Origin of the sequence: Acidipropionibacterium jensenii (genome assembly GCF_005890135.1) — a bacterium.
GTDB classification, from domain to species: Bacteria; Actinomycetota; Actinomycetes; order Propionibacteriales; family Propionibacteriaceae; genus Acidipropionibacterium; species Acidipropionibacterium jensenii.
The window spans coordinates 1,572,900-1,597,449 of sequence record NZ_CP040635.1; the positions used below are offsets into that span (position 1 = coordinate 1,572,900).

Genomic DNA, 24,550 nt, shown 5'->3' on the forward strand with positions numbered 1-24,550 from the left:
CGGGATCGAATGGGCCGGGATCGAGTGGGCTGGGATCGAGCGCACGGTGTCGGGTGGCCGACACCCGACGGGACGACCGCCACAGCGATGGAGGGGTGAGATGACCGACAGCACGAAGGCCCTCGGGCTGCGCGCCACCGCGCGCTGGATCTGGGGTCAGCTCACCAGCATGCGCACCGCCCTGGTGCTGCTGTTCCTGCTGGCCGCCGCCGCGATTCCCGGATCACTGATCCCCCAGACCGCCTCCAGCGCCATCAAGGTCGCCGACTTCGCCGCCGCCCACCCCACCCTGGACGCCGTCTACCGGCGCCTGGGGCTGTACCACGTCTACACCTCCACGGTGTTCTCGGCGATCTACCTGCTGCTGTTCATCAGCCTCATCGGCTGCATCATCCCGCGCATCACCGCCCACCTGAGGGCGCTGCGGCGTCAACCCCCCAGGACCCCGGCCCGTCTCGACCGGCTGCCCGAACACGCCGAGCGGACCATCGACGCGACCCCCGCCGACGCCGAGCGGATCACCGCGGCCGCGCGCAGCTGGCTGCGCTCCCGGCACTACCGGGTGGCCCTCGACGAGGACGGCTCGGTGCGCGCCGAGCGGGGCATCCACCGCGAGACCGGCAACCTCGTCTTCCACGTCTTCCTGGTGGTGCTGCTGGTCGCGATCGGCTGGAACACCCTGTGGGGGTACAAGGGCAGCGCGGTGGTCGTCGAGGGCCAGGGGTTCTCCAACAACCTCACCCAGTTCGACGACTTCCACGCCGGGGCGATGGTCAACACCGACACCCTCACCCCCTTCTCGCTGGTCCTCAAGAAGTTCAACGTCAGATTCGAGACCGGTCCGGTCCAGCGGGGAGCCGCCCGCCAGTTCGCCGCCGACGTCTCCCTGACCCGAGACGGCCGCACCTCCGAGCACACCCTGGAGGTGAACCATCCGCTGACCCTCGGGTCGACCAATGTGCACCTGCTCGGGCACGGCTACGCGCCGGTGGTCAAGGTCACTGACGGCAACGGCCACGTCGCCTTCCAGGGGGCGGTGGCCTTCGTCCCCCAGGACGGCAACTTCAGCTCCACCGGGGTGATCAAGGTGCCCGACGCCCGGCCCGACAGGCTGGCCTTCCAGGGATTCTTCCTGCCCACCGCCTCGGTGGGGGCCACCGGGCCGGTCTCGATCTTCCCCGACACCTACAACCCGCAGCTCTTCCTCAACGCCTGGTACGGGAAGCCGATCCCCGAGACCGGCACCCCGCAGAACCTCTACGTGCTCAACACCACCGGCATGACCCAGGTCTCCGAGAAGGGTCAGAAGGTCAGCTTCGCGCTGAGACCGGGCCAGGGGTACCGGCTGCCGGGCGGCCAGGGCAGGATCGAGTTCACCGGCTATCAGCGCTGGACGAAGATCCAGGTGTCCCACTCCCCGGGTCTCCCGCTGCTGTTCGCCTCGGTGCTGATCTCGGTGGCAGGGCTGTGCGTCAGCCTGTTCACCCGGCCGCGGCGGCTGTGGCTGAGGGTCCGCCCCGACGGCGATCGGCTCACCATCCAGGTGGGCGGACTGGACCGGGCCGACGCCCGCGCCGGCCTCGACGAGGACGTGACGGACCTGCTGGGAGTCGCCGGGGGAGCTACAGTGTCCCCGATCGCAGCCGAGGAGGCCTCATGACACTGGCGAGCCTGTCCGCGCTGGGCATCGTCACCGCCGCCGTCGTCTACATCCTCGCCTTCCTGGCCCACGTGGCCGAGTGGGCCGGGTTGCGCGGCATCGGGGACGACCCCGCGGATGACGTGCCGGATGACGTGCCGAACAAGGTCCGCGAGGCCGAGGTGCGCGCCGAGACCTGGGGCCGGATGGGCCTGTACCTCACGGTGATCGGGGCGGCCAGCCAGGGCGTCGGGGTGGTCTGCCGCGGGCTGGCGGCCCACCGGCTGCCGTGGGGCAACATGTACGAGTTCGTCACCGCCGCGCTGTTCTTCGTGGTGGTCGCCTACCTGCTGCTCATGACCCGACGCAACGTCCGCTGGCTCGGGATCGGCGTCACCCTGCTGCTGGCGATCGGCAACGGACTGGCCGCCACCGTCCTCTACGTCGGGATCGCGCCCCTGGTCCCGGCCCTCCACTCGGTGTGGTTCGTGGTCCACATCGTCGCCGCCTGCCTGGCCGCCGCCGCCCTCAACGTCGGCGCCATCGCATCGGTGCTCTTCCTGGTCAAGCAGCGGGCCGAGCGCCGGGCCGCGCGCACCGGCACTCCGCTGCGCGGATTCCTGGCCCGGGTTCCCGACTCCCGGTCGATCGACAATCTGGCCTACCGGGCGCACGCCTTCGGATTCCCGATCTGGACCTTTACCATCGCCGCCGGATCGATCTGGGCCGAGTACGCCTGGGGACGGTTCTGGGGGTGGGACCCCAAGGAGACCTGGTCCCTGGTGACCTGGGTGGTCTACGCCGGCTACCTGCACGCCCGGGCCACCGCCGGCTGGCGGGGCACCCGCGCTGCCGTCATCGCGATCATCGGGATCGCCGCATTCTGGTTCAACTTCGTCGGGGTGAATCTGTTCATCTCCGGTCTGCACTCCTACGCGGGGATCTGAGACGGGACCCCTGAGTGACTGACGAACGCTATGACGACCGACAGGTGTGGCTGCCGGCTCTCTACCAGGAGCAGTGGGAGCCGCTGGTGCGGCTCGTCGCCCTGCTGGTGTCCCCGTCCCACCCCGACGGCGCCGTCGCCGAGACCCTGGTCCGCGACGCCATGCTGGGGATGTACCGGGACGATCCGACCTTCCACTCCTGGTCTCATGTGGTGGGCTCGCTGCGCGCCCGGGTCGCCACGGCGGCCCGGGTCGCCCAGCGCGGGGCCGGCGGCTCCGATCCGTCATCGCTGTCGCGCCGGGAGACCGGCGAGGAGGCGGACGGTCCCGAGGACGCCTCAGGCGACCCGGGCGCAGGAGACTCGGTCCCAGAGGAGGCCGGTGGCGGGGACGCCGACCTGCTCACCGGGTTGACCGGCCTGCCCCGCCGGCTGCGCGAGGTGATCGTCGTCAAGCTGTACGCCGGGGTCTCGATCGCCGAGACCGCCGACATCCTGGAGGTCACCCGCCGGGTGGCCCGCCGTCGTGTGGTGCGAGCCCTGGCCGAACTGGTCCGGATCTGCGACATCCCGCCCGACACCGACGTCCAGGAGCTGGTCGCCGACCGTCTGCGAGCGGCCGGCGAGAGGGTTGTGCCCTCCGACCGACGGGACGAGATCCTGCGACGGGCCCGCGAGATGCGCGAACCCCGGGGATCCTGGCGCAACCACGCGCTGGTCGCCGCGATCATGGTCGCCGCACTGGCTGCGGGCTACGGGCTGTCGACCCTGTGGGGAGGGTCCGGGGACCAGACCGATCCGACCGCCAGCGGTGTGGTGAGCGCCTCCGACCTGGGAACCTCCTCGGCCGACACCTCGGTGACCACCATGCAGGCCGGCGTCCAGGTGTTCTACCTGGGCCGCGACGACGGGCTGATCTACCGGGAGTTGCGCACCCTTCCGACCGTCGGCGACCGGCTCGGCACCGCGGTCGCCGCGGTGCTCAACGTGGCGCCGTTGGACCCGGAGTACATCTCCAGCTGGTCCGGCGGGCAGGTCAAGGAGGCCCGCGTCCGGGGCGATCGGATCACCCTGGACCTGTCCCAGTCGGCCTTCGCCCAGTTCCGCACCCGCGGCCAGGAGGAGGACGCCATCCAGCAGTTGGTGTTCGCCGCGACCGCCGCGGTCGACAACGGATCGCAGAAGTCGGTGCGGATCCTGGTGGACGGATCCCCCAACCTTCCTCTCATCGGCAAACCCCAGGCCGACTTCCAGCGCGCCCGGCTCAATGCGGTGGCGCCGCTGTGGATCGACACCCCGGAGGCCGGCACCACGGTCTCCTCGGGGCCGCTGATCATCTCCGGGGTGGTGAAGTCCGGGGTCGCCTCGCCGACCTGGCAGCTCTCCAGCACCGCCTCGAAGACGGTGGTGGCCCGGGGCGGCGTGGAGACTCTTCCCCCGTACGGCTCGTGGATGCGGTGGCACCAGGAGATCGTGGTGCCCGACGTCCCGGGGGAGTACCTGGTGAGGTTCACGGTCGGGCGCACGACCGTCCAGAGAACCATCTCGGTGAGCTGATCGTCCCGCCCGCTCAGTCGAAGAGGCGGCCCGCTCAGTCGAAGAGGCGGCCCGCCGCCGCGGTGGCCAGCCGGGCGGGCACCAGACCCACCGCCGTCGTCTGCACCTTGTTGGCCAGCCCGTCGACCGCGGCGGGCTCGTGGCGCGACAGCGCGCGGAAGGCGGTCTCCACCACCTGGTCGGGGTGACGTCGTCTGCCAGGGAATCCGTCGTCGCCGGCCGCGTCGAAGAAGCCGGTGTCGGTGGGACCGGGACAGATCGCGGTGACCCGGACGCCGGTGCCCCTCGTCTCGGACCACAGCGCCCGGCTGAAGGACAGCACGAAGGCCTTGGCCGCCGCGTAGGTGGCGAAACCGGGGATGGGCTGGAAGGCCGCGGTGGAGGAGACGTTGATGATCGTTCCGCGCCCCCGGGCGATCATCGCGGGAAGAAGGGTCGACGACAGCTGGACGACCGCCTGGCAGTCGACCGCCACCTCGGCCGCCAGCCTGGCCGGGTCGGCCTCGGCCACGGTGGTGAGGGTGCCGAACCCGGCGTTGTTGACCAGGGTGTCGACGCAGATCCCGCGATCTGCGAGGTCGGTGGTGAGTGCGGTGGTCCGGGCGGGGTCGGACAGGTCCACCGACTCGGTGATCACCTGGACCCCGTGGTCGACCCGGATCCGGTCGGCCAGTCGGTCCAGCACCTCGGTGCGCCGGCCGACCAGCACCAGATTGTGGTCGCGGCGGGCCAGATAGCCGGCGAAGGCCTGTCCCAGGCCTCCGGTGGCGCCGGTCACCAGCGCCCACGGCCGCTCGTCGGGGGTTGAGGGGCGGGGTGCGCGGTGATCGGCGGGGGTCTGGTCAGGATGGGTCATGACGAGATCTTAGGGCGGCCGCCGGAGACGCCGCCGGGACACGATCAGTCCAGCGAGGCCCCCCGGGTCTCCAGGGACAACTGGTCGGCGTCCAGGGTGTCCAGTGCGGCGCTGACCGCCTCGGGGCTGAACTGTCCCGAGTCGCTGGCGTCCAGCAGCGCCCGGCGCTGGGCGACGATCAGTCTGAGGGCGTAGTTGCGCGAGATCTCGGCGGCCCGACGCCGGTGCTCGGGGGAGGCGATGGAGTCTCCTGCCGGGGAGGTCGTCGGCTTCTCGCGGATCTCGGCGAACTGGCGCCAGGCCAGTGCCACCGCGGCCGCCTGGAGCCTGTTGTCCTCGGCCTGGCCGCCCTCCTGCCGGTTCATCCGGGCCAGCAGGGTGCGCATACCCGGGGACACCGGCACATCGCGGACCGCGCGGTGCAGCAGGGTGCGGATCTCGGCCTGCTCCTGGGGATCGATCCCCTCGGCGACCGCCGGGCGGGCCAGCTTCACCACCAGCCCCAGGGTGCTGCCCTGCAGCAGCAGGGAGGCGGCCGCCACCAGGAAGGCGACCACCACGAGGAAGGACCGGTGCGGAGTGTCCAGCGGCAGGGTCTGGGCGGCCGCCAGGGTGATCGCCCCGCGCATTCCCGCCCAGATCATCACGACACCCTCGCGGGGCCCCAGCGGGTGCTCGATGTAGTAGTCCAGATCGGAGATCATCCGGCGCAGCCGAGCGCCGAACCGCTCCACCCGGCCCGGGGACAGGGTGGTTCCGCGGAACTCCATCGTGCCGTCCTCGGAGGCCCGGGCCTGCCCGACCCTCTCGGTCGCGGCGACCAGCCGGGTGCGGTGCCGGGAGCGGCGTCTGGACCGTCGCGCCACCCACATCAGCAGGGGGGCGACGACGGCGGTCCGCACCACCAGGGTGAGCACCAGGGCAACGGCGGCGACCGAGACGGCCAGCCGCCAGCCGAAGGACTCGGCCTCCATGTCCTTGACGATCGCGGTGAGCTCCAGGCCCATCAGCAGGAAGACCGCCGACTCGAGGATGAGCATGACCGCCCCCCAGGTGTTGCGGCTGGACATCCGCTGGGTGGGGGTGAGGACCCGCGGCCCGTGGTGGCTGGCGACCAGTCCCGCCACCACCGCGGCCACCAGGCCCGACCCGTGGAGATGCTCGGCGGGCAGGTAGGCCAGGAAGGGGGTCGCCAGCGACAGCACGGTGTCGGCGGTGGGCTCGTGGACCCGCGATCGCAGCCAGATCATCAGCCGGCCGATCAACCAGCCGACCACCAGCGCCACCAGGACGGCCAGCAGGAAGTCGCCGATCACCTTGCCGGCGCTCACCTGACTGGCGATCGCCCCGACCGCCGAGGCGAGGATGACCAGGGCGGAGGCGTCATTGATGAGGCCCTCCCCGTCCAGCACGGTCACCACCCGGCGCGAGACACCGGCCCTGCGCACGATCGAGGTGGCCACCGCGTCCGAGGGGCTGACGATCGCTCCCAGCGCCAGGCAGGCGGCGATCCCGATGCCGGGGGCCATCCGATTGACGACGAAGCCGATCACCCCGGCGGAGATCGCCACCAGCAGAACGGCCAGCACCCCGATGGGTGCGATGTTGCGCCGGAAGTCGGAGACCGGCATGTTGACCGCCGCCGAGTAGAGCAGCGGCGGAAGGATGATCATCAGCACCAGTTCGGGCTCGACCTCGACCTCCGGCATCCCGGGGATCAGCGCCACCGCGGCGCCCAGCAGCAGGAGCAGGATGGGCGCCGCGATCCCGGTCCGGTCGGCGAGCAGCTCGGCGGCCGCGATGACGAACAGGGTGGCGATGATGATGACGAGGACGACAGTCACGGGGTCATTCTCACACCACCCCGCCGTCAGCGCGGGTCCGCCTGGAAGAACCGGTAGGCCGGCGAGTCGGAGGCGTCGCTCCACGGATAGCCGACGGCGTCCAGATGCCCGGTGAACCCCGGATCGGCACTGGCACCGGCGAATCCGGCGAGCACCCGGCCGGTGTCCATCCCGAAGCTTCGGTAGTGGAACAGGGAGATGTTCCACCGGCTGCCCAGCACCGACAGGAAGTGCACCAGGGCCCCGGGCGACTCCGGGAACTCGAAGCTGGCCAGCCTCTCGCCCAGATCCACCGGGGGACGTCCCCCGATCATGTAGCGCAGGTGGGTCTTGGCGTTCTCGTCGTCGGACAGATCGGCCACCCGGTAGCCGCCCCGCCTCAGGGCCGAGGCGATGTCGGCGCGCTCCTCGCGGCTGTGCAGCTCGACGCCGACGAAGACGGTGGCCCGGTCGGGGTCGCAGTAGCGGTAGTTGAACTCGGTGACCATCCGCCGGCCGAGCACCCGGCAGAAGTGCAGGAAGGAGCCGGCCCGCTCAGGAATCTCCACGGCGAAGAGCCCCTCCCGCTGCTCGCCGAGCTCGGCCCGTTCGGCGATGTAGCGCAGCGAGCCGAAGTTGAGATTGGCCCCCGACAGGATGTGGGCCAGCCTCTCCCCGGTGATGTCGTGGCCGCGGACGTACTTCTTGAGCCCGGCCAGGGAGACCGCCCCGGCGGGTTCGGCGACCGCCCGGGTGTCGTCGAAGAGGTCCTTCACCGCGGCGCTGATCTCATCGGAGCTGACGGTGACCACGTCGTCGATCGACGACTTGAGCAGCCGGAAGGTCTCCTCGCCGATCCGGGCCACCGCGACCCCCTCGGCGAACAGCGAGACGTGGTCGAGGGTCACCGGGTGGCCGGCGGCCAGCGCGGCCGCCAGGCAGGCGGACTCCTCGGGCTCGACGCCGATCACCTGGATCTCGGGCATCAGCTGTTTGATGAGGACGGCGATGCCGGCCGCCAGGCCTCCGCCGCCGACCGGCACGAAGACCCGGTCGAGGCGGGCGTCGTCCTGCAGCAGCTCCAGGCCGATGGTGCCCTGGCCCGCGATCACCAGCGGGTCGTCGAAGGGGGCCACATAGGTGAGCCCGTGGTCGGCGGCCAGCGCGACGGCGTGCTCCTTGGCCTCGTCGAAGGCGTTTCCGGCGAGCACCACCTCGCCGCCCAGCTGGCGGACCGCCTCGACCTTGATCGAGGGGGTGGTGACGGGCATCACGATCACCGCGCGCACTCCCAGCCGGGCCCCCGACAGGGCGACCCCCTGGGCGTGGTTGCCCGCCGAGGCGGTGACCACCCCGGCCGCCCTCTCCTGCTGGGAGAGGGCGCGCATCCGGGTGTAGGCGCCGCGCAGCTTGAAGGAGTGCACCGGCTGGCGGTCCTCCCGCTTGGCCAGCACGGTGTTGCCGATCCGGCGGGAGAGTCGCTCCATCGGCTCCAGAGGAGTCTTCATCGCGACCTCGTAGACCGGTGCGCGCAGCACGGCGCGCAGGTAGTCCTGGGCGCTCATCGGGGCGGATGGGACCGGCTGGCCGGCGGGGACGTCGGCCGGCCCGAGGGCGGATGCCTCCAGGCCGCTCTGGGTGACCATCCTCACACCCGGTGGGACAGGACGGGCCGGGAGGCCGAGCCGGCCTCCGCAGAGGCGGACGCCGAGGCCGTGGCGCTCGAGCCGGCGGCCGCCGCGGTGGCCGGAGCCGCCGTGCGGGAGACCGGGACCACCTGGGAGAGGTCGCGCACCCCGCCGCGGTCGGCGGAGGAGGCGAGCAGCCCGTAGGCCTTCAGAGCGGTGGAGACGGCGCGGGTCCGGGTCACGTGCGGGGTCCACGCGTCGGCCCCACGGGCCTCCTCCTCGGCCCGCCGACGGTCCAGCTCGGCGTCGGGGACGTCGAGGCTGATGGTGCGGTTCGGGATGTCGATGGAGATCGTGTCGCCGGTGCGGACCAGGCCGATGAGCCCGCCGGAGGCCGCCTCGGGGGAGACGTGGCCGATCGACAGTCCGGAGGTGCCACCGGAGAAGCGGCCGTCGGTGAGCAGGGCGCACTCCTTGCCCAGGTGCATCGACTTGAGATAGCTGGTCGGGTAGAGCATCTCCTGCATGCCCGGTCCGCCCTTGGGGCCCTCGTGACGGATCACCACGACGTCGCCGGCCTTGATCTTCTTGCCGAGGATGCCGGTGACGGCGTCCTCCTGGGCCTCGTAGACCACCGCCGGACCGGTGAAGGTGAGGATCGAGGCGTCCACCCCGGCGGTCTTGACGATCGACCCGTTCTCGGCGATGTTGCCGTAGAGCACGGCCAGCCCGCCGTCGGCGGAGTAGGCGTGCGCGATGTCGCGGATGCACCCCTGAGAGCGGTCGGTGTCCAGGCTCTCCCAGCGGCTCGCCTGGGAGAACATCCGGGTGGTGCGGACCCCGCCGGGGGCGGCCGCGTAGAGGGTGCGGACCTCCTCGTCGGGATCTCCCATCAGGTCGAAGTGGGCCAGCTCCTGGGCCATCGTGGCGGGCCTGCCGTCGGGGGACCAGACGGTCGAGGTGGAGGTGTCGATGAGGCCGCCGCGGTTCAGCTCCGAGACGATGCCCAGCACCCCGCCGGCGCGGTGGACGTCCTCCACGTGGAAGACGCTGGTGGAGGGGGCCACCTTGCACAGGTGCGGGACCCGGCGCGACAGGGCGTCGATGTCGGACATCGTGAAGTCGACCTCGCCCTCCTGGGCGGCGGCCAGCAGGTGCAGCACGGTGTTGGTGGATCCGCCCATCGCGATGTCCAGGCTCATGGCATTGGAGAAGGCGGCCCTGGTGGCGATCGAACGGGGCAGCACGGTCGCGTCGTCCTGGTCGTACCAGCGCTTGGCGATCGCGACGATCTGGCGGCCGGCCTGCTCGAACAGCGCCTTGCGGTCGGCGTGGGTGGCCAGCAGGGAGCCGTTTCCGGGCAGCGACAGGCCGAGCGCCTCGGTGAGGCAGTTCATCGAGTTGGCGGTGAACATCCCCGAGCAGGAGCCGCAGGTCGGACAGGCGTTCTCCTCCATCAGGGCCAGGTCGTCGTCGCTGGTGGACTCGTCGCCGGCGGCGACCATCGCGTCGATGAGGTCGAGCTTGCGGATGCCGTCGGAGAGAGTCACCTTGCCGGCCTCCATCGGGCCGCCGGAGACGAAGATGGTGGGGATGTTGAGCCGCATGCTGGCCATCAGCATGCCGGGGGTGATCTTGTCGCAGTTGGAGATGCACACCAGGGCGTCGGCGCAGTGGGCGTTGCACATGTACTCCACCGAGTCGGCGATCAGCTCGCGGCTGGGCAGCGAGTAGAGCATCCCGTCGTGTCCCATCGCGATGCCGTCGTCGACGGCGATGGTGTTGAACTCCTTGGCGACGCCGCCGGCCGCCTGGATCTGCTCGGCGACGATCTTGCCGACGTCGCGCAGGCCGACGTGGCCGGGGACGAACTGGGTGAATGAGTTCGCGATGGCGATGATCGGCTTGCCGAAGTCTCCGGCTCCCATGCCGGTGGCGCGCCAGAGGGCGCGGGCACCGGCCATTGCGCGGCCAGAGGTGCTGGTGGCGGATCGCAGGGTGGGCATGTCGTCTCCTAGGTGGCCGTGGTGCGGGTGGCGTCGGCCGGGTGAAACAGGGTGTCGGCGGATACAGGAACGCCCTCCGTCCGTGAGGAGGGAGGGCGCGCGGTCTCGTGTGCGAGGGCGGGGGTCTTCAGACCGCGCGCCGACGAATAAGAACTCGACCGGTATTCATGGCCTGCAGGCTACCAGCAGGGACAACCCGTCCCGAAGGCGATGTCCAGATCCTGGACGCCGGGTCACGGAGTGAGACTGCCCATGAAGGGCAGCAGGGGTGTCATCAGGCCGGCGCTCATCCACGCCATGCCCAGACCCATCGCGGCGTCCGCCAGGCCGCTGAGCCGGGCCGAGGCCGGGGTGGTGGGGGAGGTGTGGCAGCAGGCCGGCAGGCCGGGATGGGGCGGCCGGCCGGTGACTGCGCGCACCAGTCCGGACAGGCCCAGAACCACCAGGCAGACCATCAGGGGCAGCCCGATCCCGGTGATCAGGGTCAGCCCCGAGACGGTGGTGGCCCCCTCCGCCATTCCGGAGTGGGCCATGTCCCCCATCCCCGTCATGGTGGCGGAGTGCCCCATCCGGGAGTGGCTCGCCATCGAGGCCAGGTGCCAGACCATCGCGGCGAACATCGCGGTGTGGCCGGCCGCCAGCCAGGAGGTCTTCCAGGCGGCCATCGCGGCCATCCACAGGGTGCCCAGGGACATCACGGTGATGAACACCGGGCCGGTGAGCACCCCGGGAAGAGCGCCCCACCAGCTGTGCGGCACCATCAGCAGCATCACCACCGACATCGCCAGGTGGAAGCACTCCGAGACCGCGATCGGTGCGCCGTGCTCCAGCGGTTCGGCCGGGGCCCAGGAGGGCGGGATGTCGACGCCGAGGCTGGCGAGCAGGTCGCGGACCGACCAGAGGGTGCACCAGATGAACAGGATGAGCAGGCCGATGAAGGTGACCGGGGTGCTGGTGAGGGTGAACATGTGTCTCCTTTGAGCCTCGCAGGGGACGCTATCGGGGGCCGCGTCGCGGATCAACACGGACCGCCGGGAGCGGGCCCGACGGCGTGCGCCGGTGCGCGATTGCGGCGGGTCCCGGATGGAAGTCGGCTCCGGATGGAAGACTGTGCCCATGACCACCGGGGACTCTTTCGACATCGCCATCATCGGGTCGGGATCGGGCAACACCATCCTGGGCAAGGAGTACGCCGACAAGAAGGTCGCCATCATCGACTCGGGCACCTTCGGCGGCACCTGCCTCAACTACGGCTGCATTCCCTCCAAGATGTACGTCATCCCCGCCGACTTCGCCTCCTCGGTGGGAGACGCCGCCCGGGTCGATGTCGACCTGGAGCTGGCCGGCGCCGACTTCCGGGCCATCCGGGACCGGATCTTCAGCCGGATCGACCCCATCTCGCGGTCCGGCCTGGCCTTCCGCCAGGGGTTGGACAACACCACGGTGTTCACCGAGGAGGCCCACTTCGTCGACCCCCACACCCTCCAGGTCGGGTCCCGGCAGATCACCGCCGAGCAGATCGTGCTGGCCGCCGGGTCGCGGCCCCGGGTCCCCCACCTGTTCGGCATCGACGACCCGCGCTGGTCCGACCGGATCCACACCTCCGACACCATCATGCGGATCGACGAGCTGCCCGAACGGCTCGTGATCCTGGGCGGCGGGTTCATCGCCGCCGAGTTCGCCCACATCTTCTCGGCGCTGGGCTCGAAGGTCACCATCATCAACCGGTCCGGCAGGATGCTCCGCCGGGAGGATCTGGACATCTCCCGGCAGTTCACCGAGGAGCTCGCCTGGCGGGCCTCACTGCGGATGTCGGAGGAGACGGTGGCCATCGAGGAGGACGCCGGCGGCCACCTCACCGTCGTCACCGTCGACTCCTACGGGGTCGACTACATGTACCCCGGCGACATCGTCCTCAACGCCACCGGACGGATCCCCAACTCCGACCGGCTCAACCTGCCCGCCGCCGGGGTGGCGGTCGACGACGACGGTTTCGTCACGGTCGACCAGTACCAGCGCAGCTCCGTCGGGCACATCTGGGCGCTGGGCGACATCTGCTACCCCGGATTCCTCAAGCACGTCGCCAATGCCGAGGCGCGGGTGGTGCGCCACAACCTGCTCCACCCGGACTCCCTGGTCGCCGCCGACCACCGGTTCGTGCCCCATGCGGTGTTCTCCTCCCCGCAGGTCGCGGCGGTGGGGGCCACCGAGCAGGAGCTGCGACAGTCCGAGACCCACTACGTCTCCTTCACTCAGAAGTACTCCGACGTCGCCTACGGCTGGGCGATGGAGGACGACTCCCACTTCGTCAAACTGCTCGGCGATCCGGTCACCCGCACCCTGTTGGGAGCCCACATCATCGGGCCGCAGGCCTCCACCCTCATCCAGACCGCGATCCAGACGATGACCTTCGGCCAGCGGGTCGACGACGTCGCCCGTGGTCAGTACTGGATCCACCCGGCGCTGCCGGAGGTGATGGAGAACGCCCTGCTCGGCCTGGCGGGGGAGATGGACACAGCTGGGAAGGAGGCGTGACCCACCCCTCGCTCACCCTCCTGGTCTGCTGCCCGGGGGCCTAACCCTCCTGGCGGCCGGCCCGCCAGTAGCCCATGAAGGCGACCTGGCCGCGGTCGACACCGTGATCGGTGACCAGCAGCCGGCGCAGCGCCTTGACGGTGCCGGCCTCACCGGCCACCCAGGCGTAGAAGCGGCCCCCAGATGAGGCCTGGGGCGCCTCCCACAGGAGCTCCCGGTCGACGTCGACGTCCTCCAGGGCCGTGGCCGCCGGGTGGTCGGTGCCGATCACCTCGGGACGGTCCCGGCAGAACTGTTCCACCGCCGCGATGAGGGCGCGGCCGGGCTCGGCCTCCCGGGCCAGCCAGTGCAGCCGTGACCCGGACGGCACCTCCACCGGCAGGGCGTCGTCGGCCTGGGGGATCTCCAGGAAGGCGTGCACCCGGCGTCCCCGGGACGGGTCGGGTCCGGCCGTCGCGGCCATTCCCTCGAGGATGGCGCAGACCGCCGGGGCCGCCGTCTCGTCGCCGGCCAGCAGGATCTCCGGAGCAGCACCCGGATGGAAGTCGATGCCCAGCCCCGAGTGGGGTGAACGGGAGTCCGGGCCGACCACCACGAGCTCATCGCCGAGGGTGGCGTCCAGCGCGAACCGTGAGCCCGGACCGGCCGGTCCGTGAATCGCCACGTCGACGGTCAGCATCCGGCGTCCCGGGTCGATGGCGCGCACCGTGTAGGTGCGCATCGGATTGCGCGCGGAGTCCGGGGCGGCCAGCCACCGCTGGTACCAGTCGCCGGCCTCCAGCGCCCCGGCGTCGTCGAGTCCCAGGTCGCACCAGGACCCGTCCGGGTTGGGCAGCAGCAGCTTGATCCGCTGGTCGAGCCGGTCGGTGCCGAAGACGTCGAGATCCTCGCCGACCAGTTCGAGGCGGATGAAGTGGGGGCTCAGGCGCTGCCGGGCGGCGACCCTGACCCGGTAGGGCCGGAAGCCGCCGGTGGGCACCGGGCGCGGGTCGGGAGTGCTCATGCCGCGCCCCGGTTCCCGGTCTGCTGCGAGGGCCCGTCCTCCGGGGCCGGCTGTCCCGGCTGTCCCGGCTTCTCTGGTTGTTCCGGCTTCTCTGGTTGTTCCGGCTTCTCTGGCTGTTCCGGCTGTTCGGGTTGCTGCGGGGCCGGACGCGCCCTGCCGAGCGGGATCACGATCGGCGAGCCGTTGACCGGGTCGGCGATCACCCGGGTGTCCAGGTCGAAGACCCGGGTCATGGTGTCCTGGGTGACCACATCGGCGGGACGTCCCCGGGCCATCACCGTCCCCTCCCGCATCGCCACCAGCCAGTCGCAGTAGCGGGCGGCGAGGTTGATGTCGTGGAGCACCATGACCACCGTCGTGCCGGTGCTGCGGTTGAGCTCGGCGAGCAGTTCCAGCACGTCGATCTGGTAGGCCAGATCCAGATAGGTGGTCGGCTCGTCCAGCAGCAGCAGGTCGGTCTGCTGGGCCAGCGCCATCGCGATCCAGACCCGCTGGCGCTGGCCCCCCGACAGCTCGTCGACCGGACGGGTGGCCAGCTCGGCGGTGCCGGTAAGCGCCATCGCCGAGGCGATCGCCTCGTCATCGGCGGCCGTCCAGCGCGCGAAGGTGCCGCGGTGCGGGGCCCGGCCGCGGGAGACCAGGTCCTCGACCACGATCCCGTCGGGGCAGGTGGGCGACTGGGGCAGCAGACCGAGCACCGTGGCGACGGCCCGGGTCGGCATCTGGTGGATCATCCGACCGTCCAGCAGGACGGCCCCGGAGGAGGGCCTCAGCAGCCGGGCCATGGTGCGCAGCAGGGTGGACTTGCCGCATCCGTTGGGTCCGATGATGGCGCCCATCCGGTGGTCGGGGACGGTCAGGTCGAGGGCCTCGATGACGGTGCGCTCGCCGTACCCGACGGTGACCGCCTCGGCGGAGAAGTCGTGATCGGTCATGCCGTCTCCCTGCGTGTGAGTCTGATGATGAGAACGATGAGATAGCTGCCGCCGACGATCCCGGTGACCACTCCCACCGGGTAGCTGTGGACCAGCAGATGGGCCGCGATGAGGTCCGAACCCAGCACCATCGCCGACCCGACGAGGGCCGCCGGCAGCAGGCAGGACCGGCCGTGGCCGACCAGATGGGCGGCGATCGGCCCGCACAGCAGGGAGACGAAGGCGATCGGCCCGGTGGTCGCGGTGGCGGTGGCCAGGATGACGACGCCGACCAGCATGATCGCCTGCCGGGTGGCCCGGACCCGGACCCCCAGGCCGGCGGCGGCGTCCTCCCCGAGTCTCATGGTGTCCAGCGGACGGGCCAGCACCGCGATCCCCGGCAGGCCGACCACCAGCACCGCGACCAGCGGCGTCAGATCCGACAGCCGGATCCCGTTGAGGCTGCCGGTGAGCCAGCGGCTGGCCGCCTGGATGTCGTACTGGTTGCCGCCGATCATCACCCACATGGTGGCGGCGTCGAACATCGCACCGGCCGCGATACCGATGAGGATGAGCCGGGAGGTGGCCCCGCGGCCCTGCCAGGCCAGGGCGGCGATGGCCAGCGCGGTGAGCAGTCCGCCGGCCACCGCCATCCCGGTCAGAGACAGCCCCGAGGCGCCGACCAGGATGATCCCGGCCACCGCGGCGGTGTTGGCCCCGGCGGTGATGCCGATGATGTCGGGGCTGGCCAGGGTGTTGCGCAGCAGCACCTGGAAGCAGGCTCCGACCACTCCGAAGGCGGCTCCGGCCAGCAACCCGGCGAGGGCCCGGGGCAGCCGCAGGCGACCGACGGTGAAGGAGGCTCCCGGCACCTTCTGTCCGAGGACCACCCGGATCGCCTCGCTCGGCGAGTAGATGCGCTCCCCGACGCACAGGCAGGTCAGGAACAGGCCCGCCACCATCACGATCAGGACGACGACCACCAGAATCTGGCGCTGCTGCTGGCGGCGGCGTCGGGACCGCACCAGATCGGCCTGGGCCGCGGTGCTGCTCACAGCTCCCCCATCCGGCGGCTGCGCACCAGCGCGATGAACACCGGGGCGCCGATGATCGCCATCACGATGCCCACCTGGACATCGGTGGGCCGGGTGATGATCCGTCCCAGGACGTCGGCGAGAAGCAGCAGCAGGGGTCCCACCACGACGCTCCAGGCGAGCACCCAGCGATTGTCGGCGCCGACGATCGCGCGCACGGCGTGCGGGACGATGAGCCCCACGAAGCCGATCGGCCCGGCCAGGGCGGTGGAGGCGGCGGCCAGCAGCACCGATGCGGCGGCGACCAGGAGCCTGACCCGGCCGACCCGCACGCCCAGGCCGGCGGCCATCTCGTCCCCCAGGGCCAGTGAGTTCAGGGCCCGACCGGAGAAGGCGGCCAGCCCGGCTCCGACGACGAAGAAGGGCAGCACCTCGACGATCTGGTCGAACCGGGCACTGTCGATCCCGCCGGCCTGCCAGGACCGGAAGGTCTGCAGCAGCTCCGCGCGGGGAAGCAGCACAGCCTGGGTGACGCTGGTGAGCACGGCAGCCATCACGGCCCCCGCCAGGGCCAGCCGCAGCGGGCTGGGGCGGCCGCGTCCCCCCGAGCCGATCCCCCAGACCGCGGCGGCGGCGCCCGAGGCGCCCAGGATCGACGCCCAGATGTACTGGCCCGGGGTGTCCAGGCCGATGTAGGCCATCCCGATGACGATGAGTGCGGCGGCACCAGCGTTGACCCCGAGAATCCCGGGATCGGCCAGCGGATTGCGGGTGATGGCTTGCATGAGGGCCCCCGAGACCGCCAGCGCGGCGCCCACCAGCAGACCCAGGACGGTGCGCGGGACCCGGGTGCGGACCGCCTCGGCGGCGAAGGTGTGCACCGACGGGTCGGTCAGTGCCGACCAGACCTGGCCCAGTGGGACGGACCGGGAGCCCACCGCCACCGAGGCCGCGCAGGCCAGCACCAGGGCGACCAGCGCCACTGCCAGCCCCCACAGCCGGGCCCGCCGGCGTCCCACCGGGACGGTCGACCGGCGGTTCGCCCGGCTGGTCCGGACCGGGGCGGGTGGCGCTGTGGGGGCCACCGGGGTCAGCTCAGCTTCTCCGCGGCCCGTGCCAGGGCGGCGGCGTAGGGGCCGACCTGGCTGGGGATCGACAGCACCGAGGGGGAGACCGCCGAGGCGAGCTCGGAGTTGTCCTCGATGACGGCCACCGAGCCGCGCTTGACCGCCGGGATCCGCGAGATCAGCGGATCCTTCTGGAGGAGCGGGAGCAGGGTCTTCGGGTCGCCGTAGGAGACGATGATGTCGACGTCGGAGTAGACGTCGGCGTTCTCGGCCGAGATCTCCTTGTAGAAGGCCGCACCCTGGGACTGCTTGGCGACCGAGGCGGGGGTGGTGAACCCGAGATCGGTGAGGTAGGCCGGTCGGGCGTCACCGGTGGTGTAAATGGTGAGGGTGGACAGCTTCTTGGGGTCGAACCACATCACCGCCGCCGAGCGGCCTTTCAGCCCCTTGTACTTGGCGATCGCCGAGACCATCGTCCGCTCGCAGTCGGCGATCACCTTCTCGCCGGCGGAGGTGCGTCCCATCGCCTTCGCGGTGACGCGCATCACGTCGCGCCAGGTGGCTCCCCAGGGGATCTTCGAGGTGTAGGGGATGGTCGGGGCGATCTCGGAGAGGGTGGCGTACTGCTCCTTGGTGACCCCCGACGAGATGCCGAGGATGAGGTCGGGCTCGGTGTCGGAGATCGCCTCGGTGTTGATCGAGTCGGTCTCGTCGTAGACCTTCGGGAGCTTGTCTCCGGTGCCGCCGAGCTTCGTCACCGCGCGGGCGGTCCAGGCGAGCATGCCGTTCTTGTCGACCTGCCCGTAGTTGGCGCGGGGCATTCCGACCGGCAGGACGCCGAGGGCCAGCACGGCGTCCTCGCCGCTCCAGCCGGTGGTGGCGATCCGGGTCGGGGCCTTGGGGATGGTGGTGCTGCCCCAGGCGTGCGTGATGCTGACCGGGAAGGAGTCGGTGGGGGCCGTGCCGGATCCTGCAGGGTTCGATGCCGCGGAGCCCGAGGAGGCGGGAGAGCCCGACGAGGAGCCGGTGGCGCCGCAGGCCGACAGGGCCAGCAGGGCGGTGCCGCCCAGAGCGGTGGAGAGAACATGGCGCCGGCTGAGCGGCGTGGTGAGAGGGGAACGGTGGGACACGGGGTTCACGGGCTCCTTGAGAAGATGTCGACGGGTCGCTGTGCTGTCTGGCGGCGCGTGCCTCCGCAGGAACGGGCAGGACGTGCTGTCGGGCAGAGCTGAGTGCCAGGCTGGGCCGGGTGTCGGGCGGGGGAGAGACTCCTCATCACCTGACAATTAGGTGAGCCTAACCTCATCTAATTGGTTGAGCAACCGCTGACAAGCGCAGATGCACCCGCCGGGACCTGCTCCGATGCCGGCCGGAGGTGCCCCGAGTGGCACCAGGGGTGAGAATGGGGTCATGTCCACCGCCCGCAGCATCGCATGAGCACACCGATGAGACCCGGGGTCGCTGTCCCCGGAGACGGGCATGGATCCGGGCATCCGCAGGCTTCCGGATACCTGCAGGCTTCCGGACATCCGCACGGGGGTGGTGCTCATGTCGCCGGGGGCTCTCACCCTGCTGGGCATCCCGGCAGTGCGCCCTCTGCTGGGCATCCCGGCGGTCCGCCCGGTCCCCGGGGGCCGGGGAGGATCATCCGGGCCGCCACCCCCCGATGGGTGATCGCCTGCTCGATCGCACTGAGCTGGATCGCCGCTGCCGCGACCGCGATGCTGCTGGTGCTGCTGGGCGAGGGCGTCGACCGGATCGCGGCCGGCGGTCGGATGTCACAGCGCGGCGTGCTGGAGTGCGCCGTGCTGGCGGTGATCGCCGGTGCCGGGGTCGGCGTCGGCCAATGGCTGTCCCAGTGGGCGGCCTCCTCGACCGAGCGACGACTGCGCCAGGCCGTGATGTCGAGGGTCCTGCAGATGGGGCCGACCGGCACCCGCCGGCGCACCGGAGCACTGCTGTCCATGGCCACCACCTCCGTGGAGCGCACCGCCCACTACCGGGCCGGCTTCCTGGGGCCGATCGTCGGGTCGATCACCACCCCGCTGCTGGTCCTGACCGTGATGGCGGTCACCATCTCTCCCGGGATCGCGCTACGGCTTGCCGCGCTCATCGTGCTGGTGCCCCTGGCGATCGGCAGCTTCCGACGTCTGGTCCGTCCCGTCGGGGCCGCCTACCGGCGCTCCCAGGCCCGGCTCACCGCGGCCTTCCTGGAGGCCCTCCAGGGGCTGGACACCCTGGTCTACGCGCGGGCCGCCGGCCGGACCGCCGCCCAGCTCGCGCACCGGGGCGAGCAGCACCGCCGGTCCCTGATGCGACTGCTGGCCGGCAACCAGCTGCTGATCCTGGTGGTCGACGCCGCCTTCTCGCTCACCGTGGTGGTGGCCGGAGGAGTGCTCGCGGTGGCCCGGGTGTCCTCGGGGCGGCTGTCGGTCGGGCAGGGGATCGCCGTGGTCCTCATGACGATCCTGGTGATCGGGCCGGTCGACGTGGTCGGCCAGTTCTTCTACATCGGGGTCGTCGGACGCGCCCATCAGGCCATCCTGCGTCGTCACCTGGAGACCGGGCGTCCGGCCTCCCGAGCGGGGACGGCGACGGGTGCCTCGCCCCGGGTGCCCACCTCAGCCGGCACGTCACCCCGGGACTCCACCGCGGCCGGCAGGTCACCCCGGGACTCCACCGCGGCCGGCAGGTCACCCCGGGACTCCACCGCGGCCGGCGATCGGTCGCGCGAGGCTCCCGCAACGGGCGGTTCACTGCGGGCCCCCACCGCACAGGGCACGTCGCCGGACCCCCGGCGTCCGGCCCTCGAGCTCGACGATGTCAGCGCATCCTGGACCCCCGGTCGCCCGGTCCTGACCGGGGTGAGCATCCGGGTCGACCCCGGCGAGACCGTCGCTCTGGTGGGCCCCAGCGGGATCGGCAAGTCGACCCTCAGCGCCCTTGTCCAGGGCCATCTCACACCGACGGCGGGGACGGTCTGGGTCGACGGGATGGACACCCGCACAACCGACCCCCGGGAGCTGCGGTCCAGACTGGCCGTCGTGGAGCAGCGCCCCTTCCTGTTCCTCGGCACCATCGCCGACAACCTCCGGATGGCCGCCCCGAAGGCCTCCGAGGCCGACCTGTGGGCAGCCCTGGGGGTGGCCGGGCTCGCCGAGGAGGTGGGCGCCATGCCTCTTGGCCTCCAGACCCCGGTGGGAGAGCGCGGCCGCACCCTGTCGGGCGGTCAGGCCCAGCGGTTGGCGATCGCCCGGGTCGCGCTGCGCGACGCCCCGATCCTCATCCTCGACGAACCGACCTCCGAGGTCGACCTGGCCGCCGAGGCCCAGATCCTGGCGGCCCTGCGGCGACTGGCCGAGGGCCGCACGGTGCTGCTCATCGCCCACCGGCCGCAGGCGATCCTGTCCGCCGACCGGGTCATCAACCTCGCAGAGCTCCAGGAGGGCCGATGAGCACGTCCTCGAGAAGGTCACTGGTCGGCTGGCTGGTGGGACACACCCGACGACTGGTGCCCGTCCTGGGGATCGCCGCCGTGGCGAGGATCGCCTCCCAGCTGGCCGGCGTCGCGCTGCTGGTGATCGCCGCCCGGGCCGTCGTGTCGGTCGCACGCATCGGCGATGCGTCAACCGGGAGCCCGAGCCACCCGCAGCTGCTCGCCCTCGGCCTGACGATGGCCGGGGTGGCGCTGGCGAAGGCGGTGCTGCGCTACCTCGAGCAGTACTGCGGACACTGGGTGGCCTTCGGCTGCCTCCAGCGGCTGCGTGAGCTGTTCTTCTCGCGTCTGGTCCCCCAGGCCCCCGCGGCGACCACCGGGCGCGCCGGGGCCGAACTCACCGAGCGCGCCACCCGCGACATCGATCGGATCGAGGTGTTCTTCGCCCACACCCTGCCCCCGGCGGTATCCGCCGTCCTCGTGCCGGTTCTCGCGCTGGCCTGGCTGGCGGGGACCTCGGGGGTGCTCGCGTTGACGCTGGCGGCCTCGGTCCTGGTGGTGCTGGTGGTGCCGGTCATCGGCGCATCCCTCAGTTGGCGGGCCGCCCGACGGGTGGCTGCCGGACGCGGGGAGGTCGCCGCCCAGCTCGGTGACGACCTGCAGGGGGTCCGCGAGGTGCTGGCCCTCAACGCCGGACCGGCCCGGATGGGCTCCCTGGAGGCCGCCGACCGCCGGCTGGGTTCGCTGCGCGGCCGCTCGGGCGCCCTCGCCGGGGTGCGCGCCGGGATCATCGCCGCCGTCCAACCCGCGGGACTCGTGGCGGTCGTCGTGGTGACGCCACTCTGCGGGGCCGGCTGGGAGTCGATGCTGACGGCTCTGGCGGTCGGCATCGGCCTGTGGACCCCCGCCCGCGGGATCGACGACTTCGTCCAGGGTCTCGACGACTCTTTGGCCGCCGCCGAGAGGGTGCGCGAGGTGATCGACGCGACACCCCTCGTCGTCGATCCGGACTCCCTGGTGGGCGGCGGCCAGGACCCGCGGATCGTTCTCGATCGGGTGTCCTTCGGCTACCCCGGCGGGGGTCGCACGGCTCTGGACGACGTCTGCCTGACGGCGGAGCCGGGCTCCTGGACCCGGGTGGTCGGGGTGTCGGGATCGGGGAAGTCCACCCTCGCCGGACTCCTGCTGCGCGGCTGGGACGTCGACTCCGGGAGTGTGCGGCTGGGCGGCGTCGACGTCTCGGCGATGAGCCTGGACGAGCTGCGCTCCCGGGTGGCGATGGTGCCCCAGCATCCGGTGCTGTTCTCGGGGAGCCTGGCCGACAACCTGCGGCTGGCGCGTCCGGAGGCCGATGCGCGGCTGCTGGAGCGCGCCCTGGCCGCCGTCTGCCTGGAGGACTGGGCGGCCGGACTGCCCCAGGGGCTCGACACGCCGATGACCGGTCGGGGATCCGGGGTCTCCGGGGGCCAGTTGCAGCGGATCGCGATCGCCCGCGGACTGGTGGCCGGTCCCGAGGTGCTGGTGCTTGATGAGGCCCTCAGCCAGCTGGACGCCCCCACCGCCGAACGGGTCCGCGCCGGCGTCGCCCGATGGCGTCGGGGAATGACCGTGCTGGAGATCACCCACCGGGTCGATCTCGTCCCTGACGACTCCCCGGTGATCGTGCTGGACGCCGGCAGGATGGTGGAGCAGGGGATGGCCGGTCGGCTCCGCGCCGGGGACGGACCGCTGTCGCGGCTGGTGGCCAGGGGCTGAAGGTGCTCCTACCGGGTGGACGCGACTCGGCCCTGCGCAGTGGTCTGCGCAGGGCCGAGGGGAGTCCGGTTGATCAGTCGTCGGGGCTGATGAGGCCCCTCTGGTAGGCCCTCACCAGGTGGCGGGGGACCCGCAGCTGACGGCCCTCGACCACGATTGGGACCAGCTGGGGAGCCTCCGCCTTCCACTGGGAGCGGCGGTGGCGGGTGTTGGAACGCGACATCTTGCGCTTGGGAACGGCCATGGTGTCACCAGCTCGACTTCGTGATGCCGGGCAGTTCGCCGTTGTGGGCCATCTCGCGGAATCTCACGCGGCTGATCCCGGCCTTGCCGACGAATCCGCGCGGCCGGCCGTCAATGGCGTCGCGGTTGCGCAGTCGCACCGGGCTGGAGTCGCGGGGGAGCTTGGCCAGCTCTCGGGATGCGGCCAGCCGCTCCTCCATGGACAGGCTCTCGTCCTTGCGGGCCGCGCGCAGCTGGGCCCGGCGCTCCGCATGGCGGGCGACCAGCACCTCCCGCTTGTGCTGCTTGACGATCTTGGACTTCTTGGCCATCAGCGGGCCTCCTTGAACTCGACGTGGCGACCGACCATCGGGTCGAACTTGCGCAGCACGAGCCGGTCGGGGCAGTTCCGCCGGTTCTTGCGGGTGACGTAGGTGTACCCGGTGCCCGCGGTCGACCGCATCTTGATGATCGGCCTCAGATCCTTGCTCTTCTTGGCCATCGGGCCGTCTCCTCTCGCGGTGCCGGCGAGGCACCTCCCATAGACTCTGTTGAGAACTATTCTCATATACTGCCTCAGGGTCGGCCCTGGGGCAAGCCGGACCCTGGAAAACGGGGCAGGTTCCGGGGGCGCCGGCTGCGGCGGAACGGCATGTGGGGGTAGTCTCACCGGGTCCGCGCCGGGGCTTGCCCTGAACCGCAGTCGGCAGTTTTCGACAAGATCAGTACAATACGGCTGGAACCCACAGAACACAGTGCCCCACGGGGCCAGGAAGCAGAGCGTCATGAAGAACGGCATTCACCCCGACTACCGACCGGTGGTCTTCCGCGACATCTCTGCCGGGATGAGCTTCCTCACCCGGTCCACTGCGAACTCGCAGAAGTCGATCGAGTGGGAGGACGGCAACACCTACCCGGTCATCGACGTCGACATCTCCTCGGCCAGCCACCCCTTCTACACCGGCAAGGCCAAGGTCATCGACACCGCCGGCCGCGTGGAGAAGTTCAACCGCCGTTACGGGCGCCACTGACCTATTCGGTCGGCGGGCAGCGATGTCCGCCTATCCACGAGTTCTGCGATCTACAGGGTGAGCATCGGATTATCCATCCGGTGCCCCGTAGGTGGCAGAACTCGTCTCTGTGCCCGCGCTGCAGGGTTGGCTGTGGCTCGGGAGTGGGCGGTCGCGGGATGAGATCTGCCACTGTGCCTGCGGCGCGTGCACTATCCAGCGCCCCGCACTGCAGGTGGCAGAACTCACCGGCGCAGCTCCCTGGGGCGCCCCCGAAGGCATCCCGAAGTGGCTCAAAGCGGCCCTGAGCACGCTTGTTCATTGGGCCGGAGCGCCTCGGAGTGGCTCAAGTGGCCCTGAAGAGGATCGTTCGGCGGGTCGGGGTGCCCCTGAGTGGATCAAGCGGCCCTGGCCATGTTGTCCGGTGGGTCGGGGTGCCCCGAAGGGGCCTCGAGGGCTGCACTGCTGTGTGATCCGGGGCGAGACTGGACGGCCTTCCTGTCAGATCTTCTCGCCTCGGGCGAGCATCTCGGTGATCACGGCGTCGATCCCGCGGCAGTCGATGATCTTCATCCCCTTGGGGGTGAGCCGCAGCTTCACCCGGCGGCCCAGGGAGGGCACCCAGTAGCGCGTGGTCTGGAGGTTGGGCTCCCAGCGGCGACGGGTGTGGCGCTGGGAGTGGGACACCGAGTTTCCGTAGCCGGGGCGCGTGGCCCGGACCTGGCAGCGACGAGACGTGAGATCTCCAATCGAAACAGTAATGAGAATCGTTCGCATATAATGCGCGGTATCGATCCCCGGTCAACTCGAGTCGTTTGGGAGCCGGGCGTTGCGGTGGGCTTCGGGGGTCGGTCCCACGAGAGACTCGAACAGGCGATGGAGCTCGGGGCTTCACCGTCGCAGGTGCTTTCGGCCATGGGCACAGCGGGCTGGATCCCACGGATCCCAGTGAGATCTGCCACCGGAGAGTGCGGGCTCTGGACTATCCATCCGGTGCTCCGTATGTGGCAGATCTCAACTCTGCGATTGCCTGGCGGAGCTGGCTGTGGACCGCGTTCAGCAGGTCCGAGGTTGAGTTCTGCCATCTTGGTGGGTGGCGAGTGGATTATCCGACTGCCG

21 protein-coding genes are annotated in these 24,550 nt (G+C 71.1%); 7 read left to right on the forward strand and 14 right to left on the reverse strand.

The window, feature by feature from the left end; all coding sequences use genetic code 11:
• Positions 1 to 100: 100 nt before the first annotated feature.
• Genes resB through FEZ32_RS06900 form a run of 3 tightly spaced genes read left to right on the forward strand, consistent with a single transcriptional unit; the run spans position 101 to position 4,142 of the window.
• Positions 101 to 1,660 (forward strand): cytochrome c biogenesis protein ResB, encoded by a 1,560-nt coding sequence (gene resB / locus FEZ32_RS06890; protein WP_138680288.1) that lies wholly within the window; start codon positions 101 to 103, stop codon positions 1,658 to 1,660.
• Entirely contained in the window at positions 1,657 to 2,586 is a 930-nt protein-coding gene (ccsB, locus tag FEZ32_RS06895) for a c-type cytochrome biogenesis protein CcsB (protein WP_097798331.1), read from the forward strand. The genes resB and ccsB overlap by 4 nt, the downstream gene beginning before the upstream one ends.
• Positions 2,587 to 2,600: 14 nt before the next feature.
• Positions 2,601 to 4,142: a GerMN domain-containing protein gene (locus tag FEZ32_RS06900; RefSeq protein ID WP_138680289.1), complete on the forward strand. Its 1,542-nt coding sequence runs from the start codon at positions 2,601 to 2,603 to the stop codon at positions 4,140 to 4,142.
• Positions 4,143 to 4,176: 34 nt separating this feature from the next.
• Here the strand turns inward: FEZ32_RS06900 and FEZ32_RS06905 are convergent, their stop codons facing one another.
• The 5 genes from FEZ32_RS06905 to FEZ32_RS06925 form a co-directional block, all read right to left on the reverse strand.
• A complete protein-coding gene (locus tag FEZ32_RS06905) occupies positions 4,177 to 4,998 on the reverse strand; it encodes an SDR family NAD(P)-dependent oxidoreductase (RefSeq protein ID WP_097798333.1) in 822 nt (273 codons plus the stop codon).
• A gap of 44 nt (positions 4,999 to 5,042) precedes the next feature.
• Positions 5,043 to 6,842 (reverse strand): cation:proton antiporter, encoded by a 1,800-nt coding sequence (locus FEZ32_RS06910; protein ID WP_175415751.1) that lies wholly within the window; start codon positions 6,840 to 6,842, stop codon positions 5,043 to 5,045.
• A gap of 26 nt (positions 6,843 to 6,868) precedes the next feature.
• Complete coding sequence (gene ilvA / locus FEZ32_RS06915; RefSeq protein WP_338028411.1) at positions 6,869 to 8,467, reverse strand: threonine ammonia-lyase, biosynthetic; 1,599 nt, start codon at positions 8,465 to 8,467, stop codon at positions 6,869 to 6,871.
• A 2-nt stretch (positions 8,468 to 8,469) separates the two neighbouring features.
• Positions 8,470 to 10,455, reverse strand: a complete 1,986-nt coding sequence (gene ilvD, locus FEZ32_RS06920; protein ID WP_338028412.1) for a dihydroxy-acid dehydratase — start codon at positions 10,453 to 10,455, stop codon at positions 8,470 to 8,472.
• A 233-nt stretch (positions 10,456 to 10,688) separates the two neighbouring features.
• On the reverse strand, positions 10,689 to 11,423 hold the full coding sequence (locus tag FEZ32_RS06925) for a DUF5134 domain-containing protein (protein ID WP_036980512.1): 735 nt from the start codon (positions 11,421 to 11,423) through the stop codon (positions 10,689 to 10,691).
• A gap of 148 nt (positions 11,424 to 11,571) precedes the next feature.
• On the opposite strand from FEZ32_RS06925, the gene FEZ32_RS06930 reads away from it, so the two are divergent.
• Positions 11,572 to 12,990: a mycothione reductase gene (locus FEZ32_RS06930; RefSeq protein ID WP_036980509.1), complete on the forward strand. Its 1,419-nt coding sequence runs from the start codon at positions 11,572 to 11,574 to the stop codon at positions 12,988 to 12,990.
• Positions 12,991 to 13,030: 40 nt separating this feature from the next.
• On the opposite strand, the gene FEZ32_RS06935 is transcribed toward FEZ32_RS06930, so the two are convergent.
• From FEZ32_RS06935 to FEZ32_RS06955, 5 genes are read right to left on the reverse strand one after another with little or no spacing between them, the layout of a single operon-like run.
• A complete protein-coding gene (locus FEZ32_RS06935; protein WP_138680291.1) occupies positions 13,031 to 13,993 on the reverse strand; it encodes a siderophore-interacting protein in 963 nt (320 codons plus the stop codon).
• The gene (locus tag FEZ32_RS06940; RefSeq protein WP_138680292.1) at positions 13,990 to 14,928 is read right to left on the reverse strand and encodes an ABC transporter ATP-binding protein; all 939 of its coding nucleotides are present in this window, start codon (positions 14,926 to 14,928) and stop codon (positions 13,990 to 13,992) included. The genes FEZ32_RS06935 and FEZ32_RS06940 overlap by 4 nt, the downstream gene beginning before the upstream one ends.
• Positions 14,925 to 15,962 carry a FecCD family ABC transporter permease gene (locus FEZ32_RS06945; protein ID WP_244937823.1) on the reverse strand — a complete coding sequence of 346 codons (1,038 nt, stop codon included), beginning with the start codon at positions 15,960 to 15,962 and terminating at the stop codon, positions 14,925 to 14,927. Before FEZ32_RS06945 ends, FEZ32_RS06940 begins: the two co-directional genes overlap by 4 nt.
• Positions 15,959 to 17,026 (reverse strand): FecCD family ABC transporter permease, encoded by a 1,068-nt coding sequence (locus FEZ32_RS06950; protein WP_232020919.1) that lies wholly within the window; start codon positions 17,024 to 17,026, stop codon positions 15,959 to 15,961. The genes FEZ32_RS06945 and FEZ32_RS06950 overlap by 4 nt, the downstream gene beginning before the upstream one ends.
• 5 nt (positions 17,027 to 17,031) lie before the next feature.
• Complete coding sequence (locus tag FEZ32_RS06955; RefSeq protein WP_175415752.1) at positions 17,032 to 18,138, reverse strand: iron-siderophore ABC transporter substrate-binding protein; 1,107 nt, start codon at positions 18,136 to 18,138, stop codon at positions 17,032 to 17,034.
• 540 nt (positions 18,139 to 18,678) lie between these two features.
• Here FEZ32_RS06955 and FEZ32_RS14055 point away from each other — a divergent pair.
• Both FEZ32_RS14055 and FEZ32_RS06965 read left to right on the forward strand, forming a co-directional pair.
• On the forward strand, positions 18,679 to 20,463 hold the full coding sequence (locus tag FEZ32_RS14055) for an ATP-binding cassette domain-containing protein (RefSeq protein WP_175415753.1): 1,785 nt from the start codon (positions 18,679 to 18,681) through the stop codon (positions 20,461 to 20,463).
• Entirely contained in the window at positions 20,460 to 22,199 is a 1,740-nt protein-coding gene (locus FEZ32_RS06965; protein ID WP_138680295.1) for an ABC transporter ATP-binding protein, read from the forward strand. The genes FEZ32_RS14055 and FEZ32_RS06965 overlap by 4 nt, the downstream gene beginning before the upstream one ends.
• Positions 22,200 to 22,272: 73 nt before the next feature.
• On the opposite strand, the gene rpmF is transcribed toward FEZ32_RS06965, so the two are convergent.
• The 3 genes from rpmF to rpmG are packed head-to-tail and all read right to left on the reverse strand — an operon-like array spanning position 22,273 to position 22,923.
• Positions 22,273 to 22,443, reverse strand: coding sequence for a 50S ribosomal protein L32 (rpmF, locus tag FEZ32_RS06970; RefSeq protein WP_028702130.1), 171 nt, complete (start codon positions 22,441 to 22,443; stop codon positions 22,273 to 22,275).
• 4 nt (positions 22,444 to 22,447) lie between these two features.
• Positions 22,448 to 22,753, reverse strand: coding sequence for a 30S ribosomal protein S14 (gene rpsN / locus FEZ32_RS06975; RefSeq protein WP_028702129.1), 306 nt, complete (start codon positions 22,751 to 22,753; stop codon positions 22,448 to 22,450).
• On the reverse strand, positions 22,753 to 22,923 hold the full coding sequence (rpmG, locus tag FEZ32_RS06980; protein WP_028702128.1) for a 50S ribosomal protein L33: 171 nt from the start codon (positions 22,921 to 22,923) through the stop codon (positions 22,753 to 22,755). The genes rpsN and rpmG overlap by 1 nt, the downstream gene beginning before the upstream one ends.
• A 283-nt stretch (positions 22,924 to 23,206) precedes the next feature.
• Between rpmG and FEZ32_RS06985 the strand changes: the two genes are divergently transcribed.
• Complete coding sequence (locus FEZ32_RS06985) at positions 23,207 to 23,452, forward strand: type B 50S ribosomal protein L31 (protein ID WP_028702127.1); 246 nt, start codon at positions 23,207 to 23,209, stop codon at positions 23,450 to 23,452.
• Between the two features lie 480 nt (positions 23,453 to 23,932).
• Here FEZ32_RS06985 and rpmB read toward each other — a convergent pair whose 3' ends face one another.
• The gene (gene rpmB / locus FEZ32_RS06990) at positions 23,933 to 24,208 is read right to left on the reverse strand and encodes a 50S ribosomal protein L28 (RefSeq protein ID WP_138680296.1); all 276 of its coding nucleotides are present in this window, start codon (positions 24,206 to 24,208) and stop codon (positions 23,933 to 23,935) included.
• Between the last annotated feature and the right edge of the window lie 342 nt (positions 24,209 to 24,550).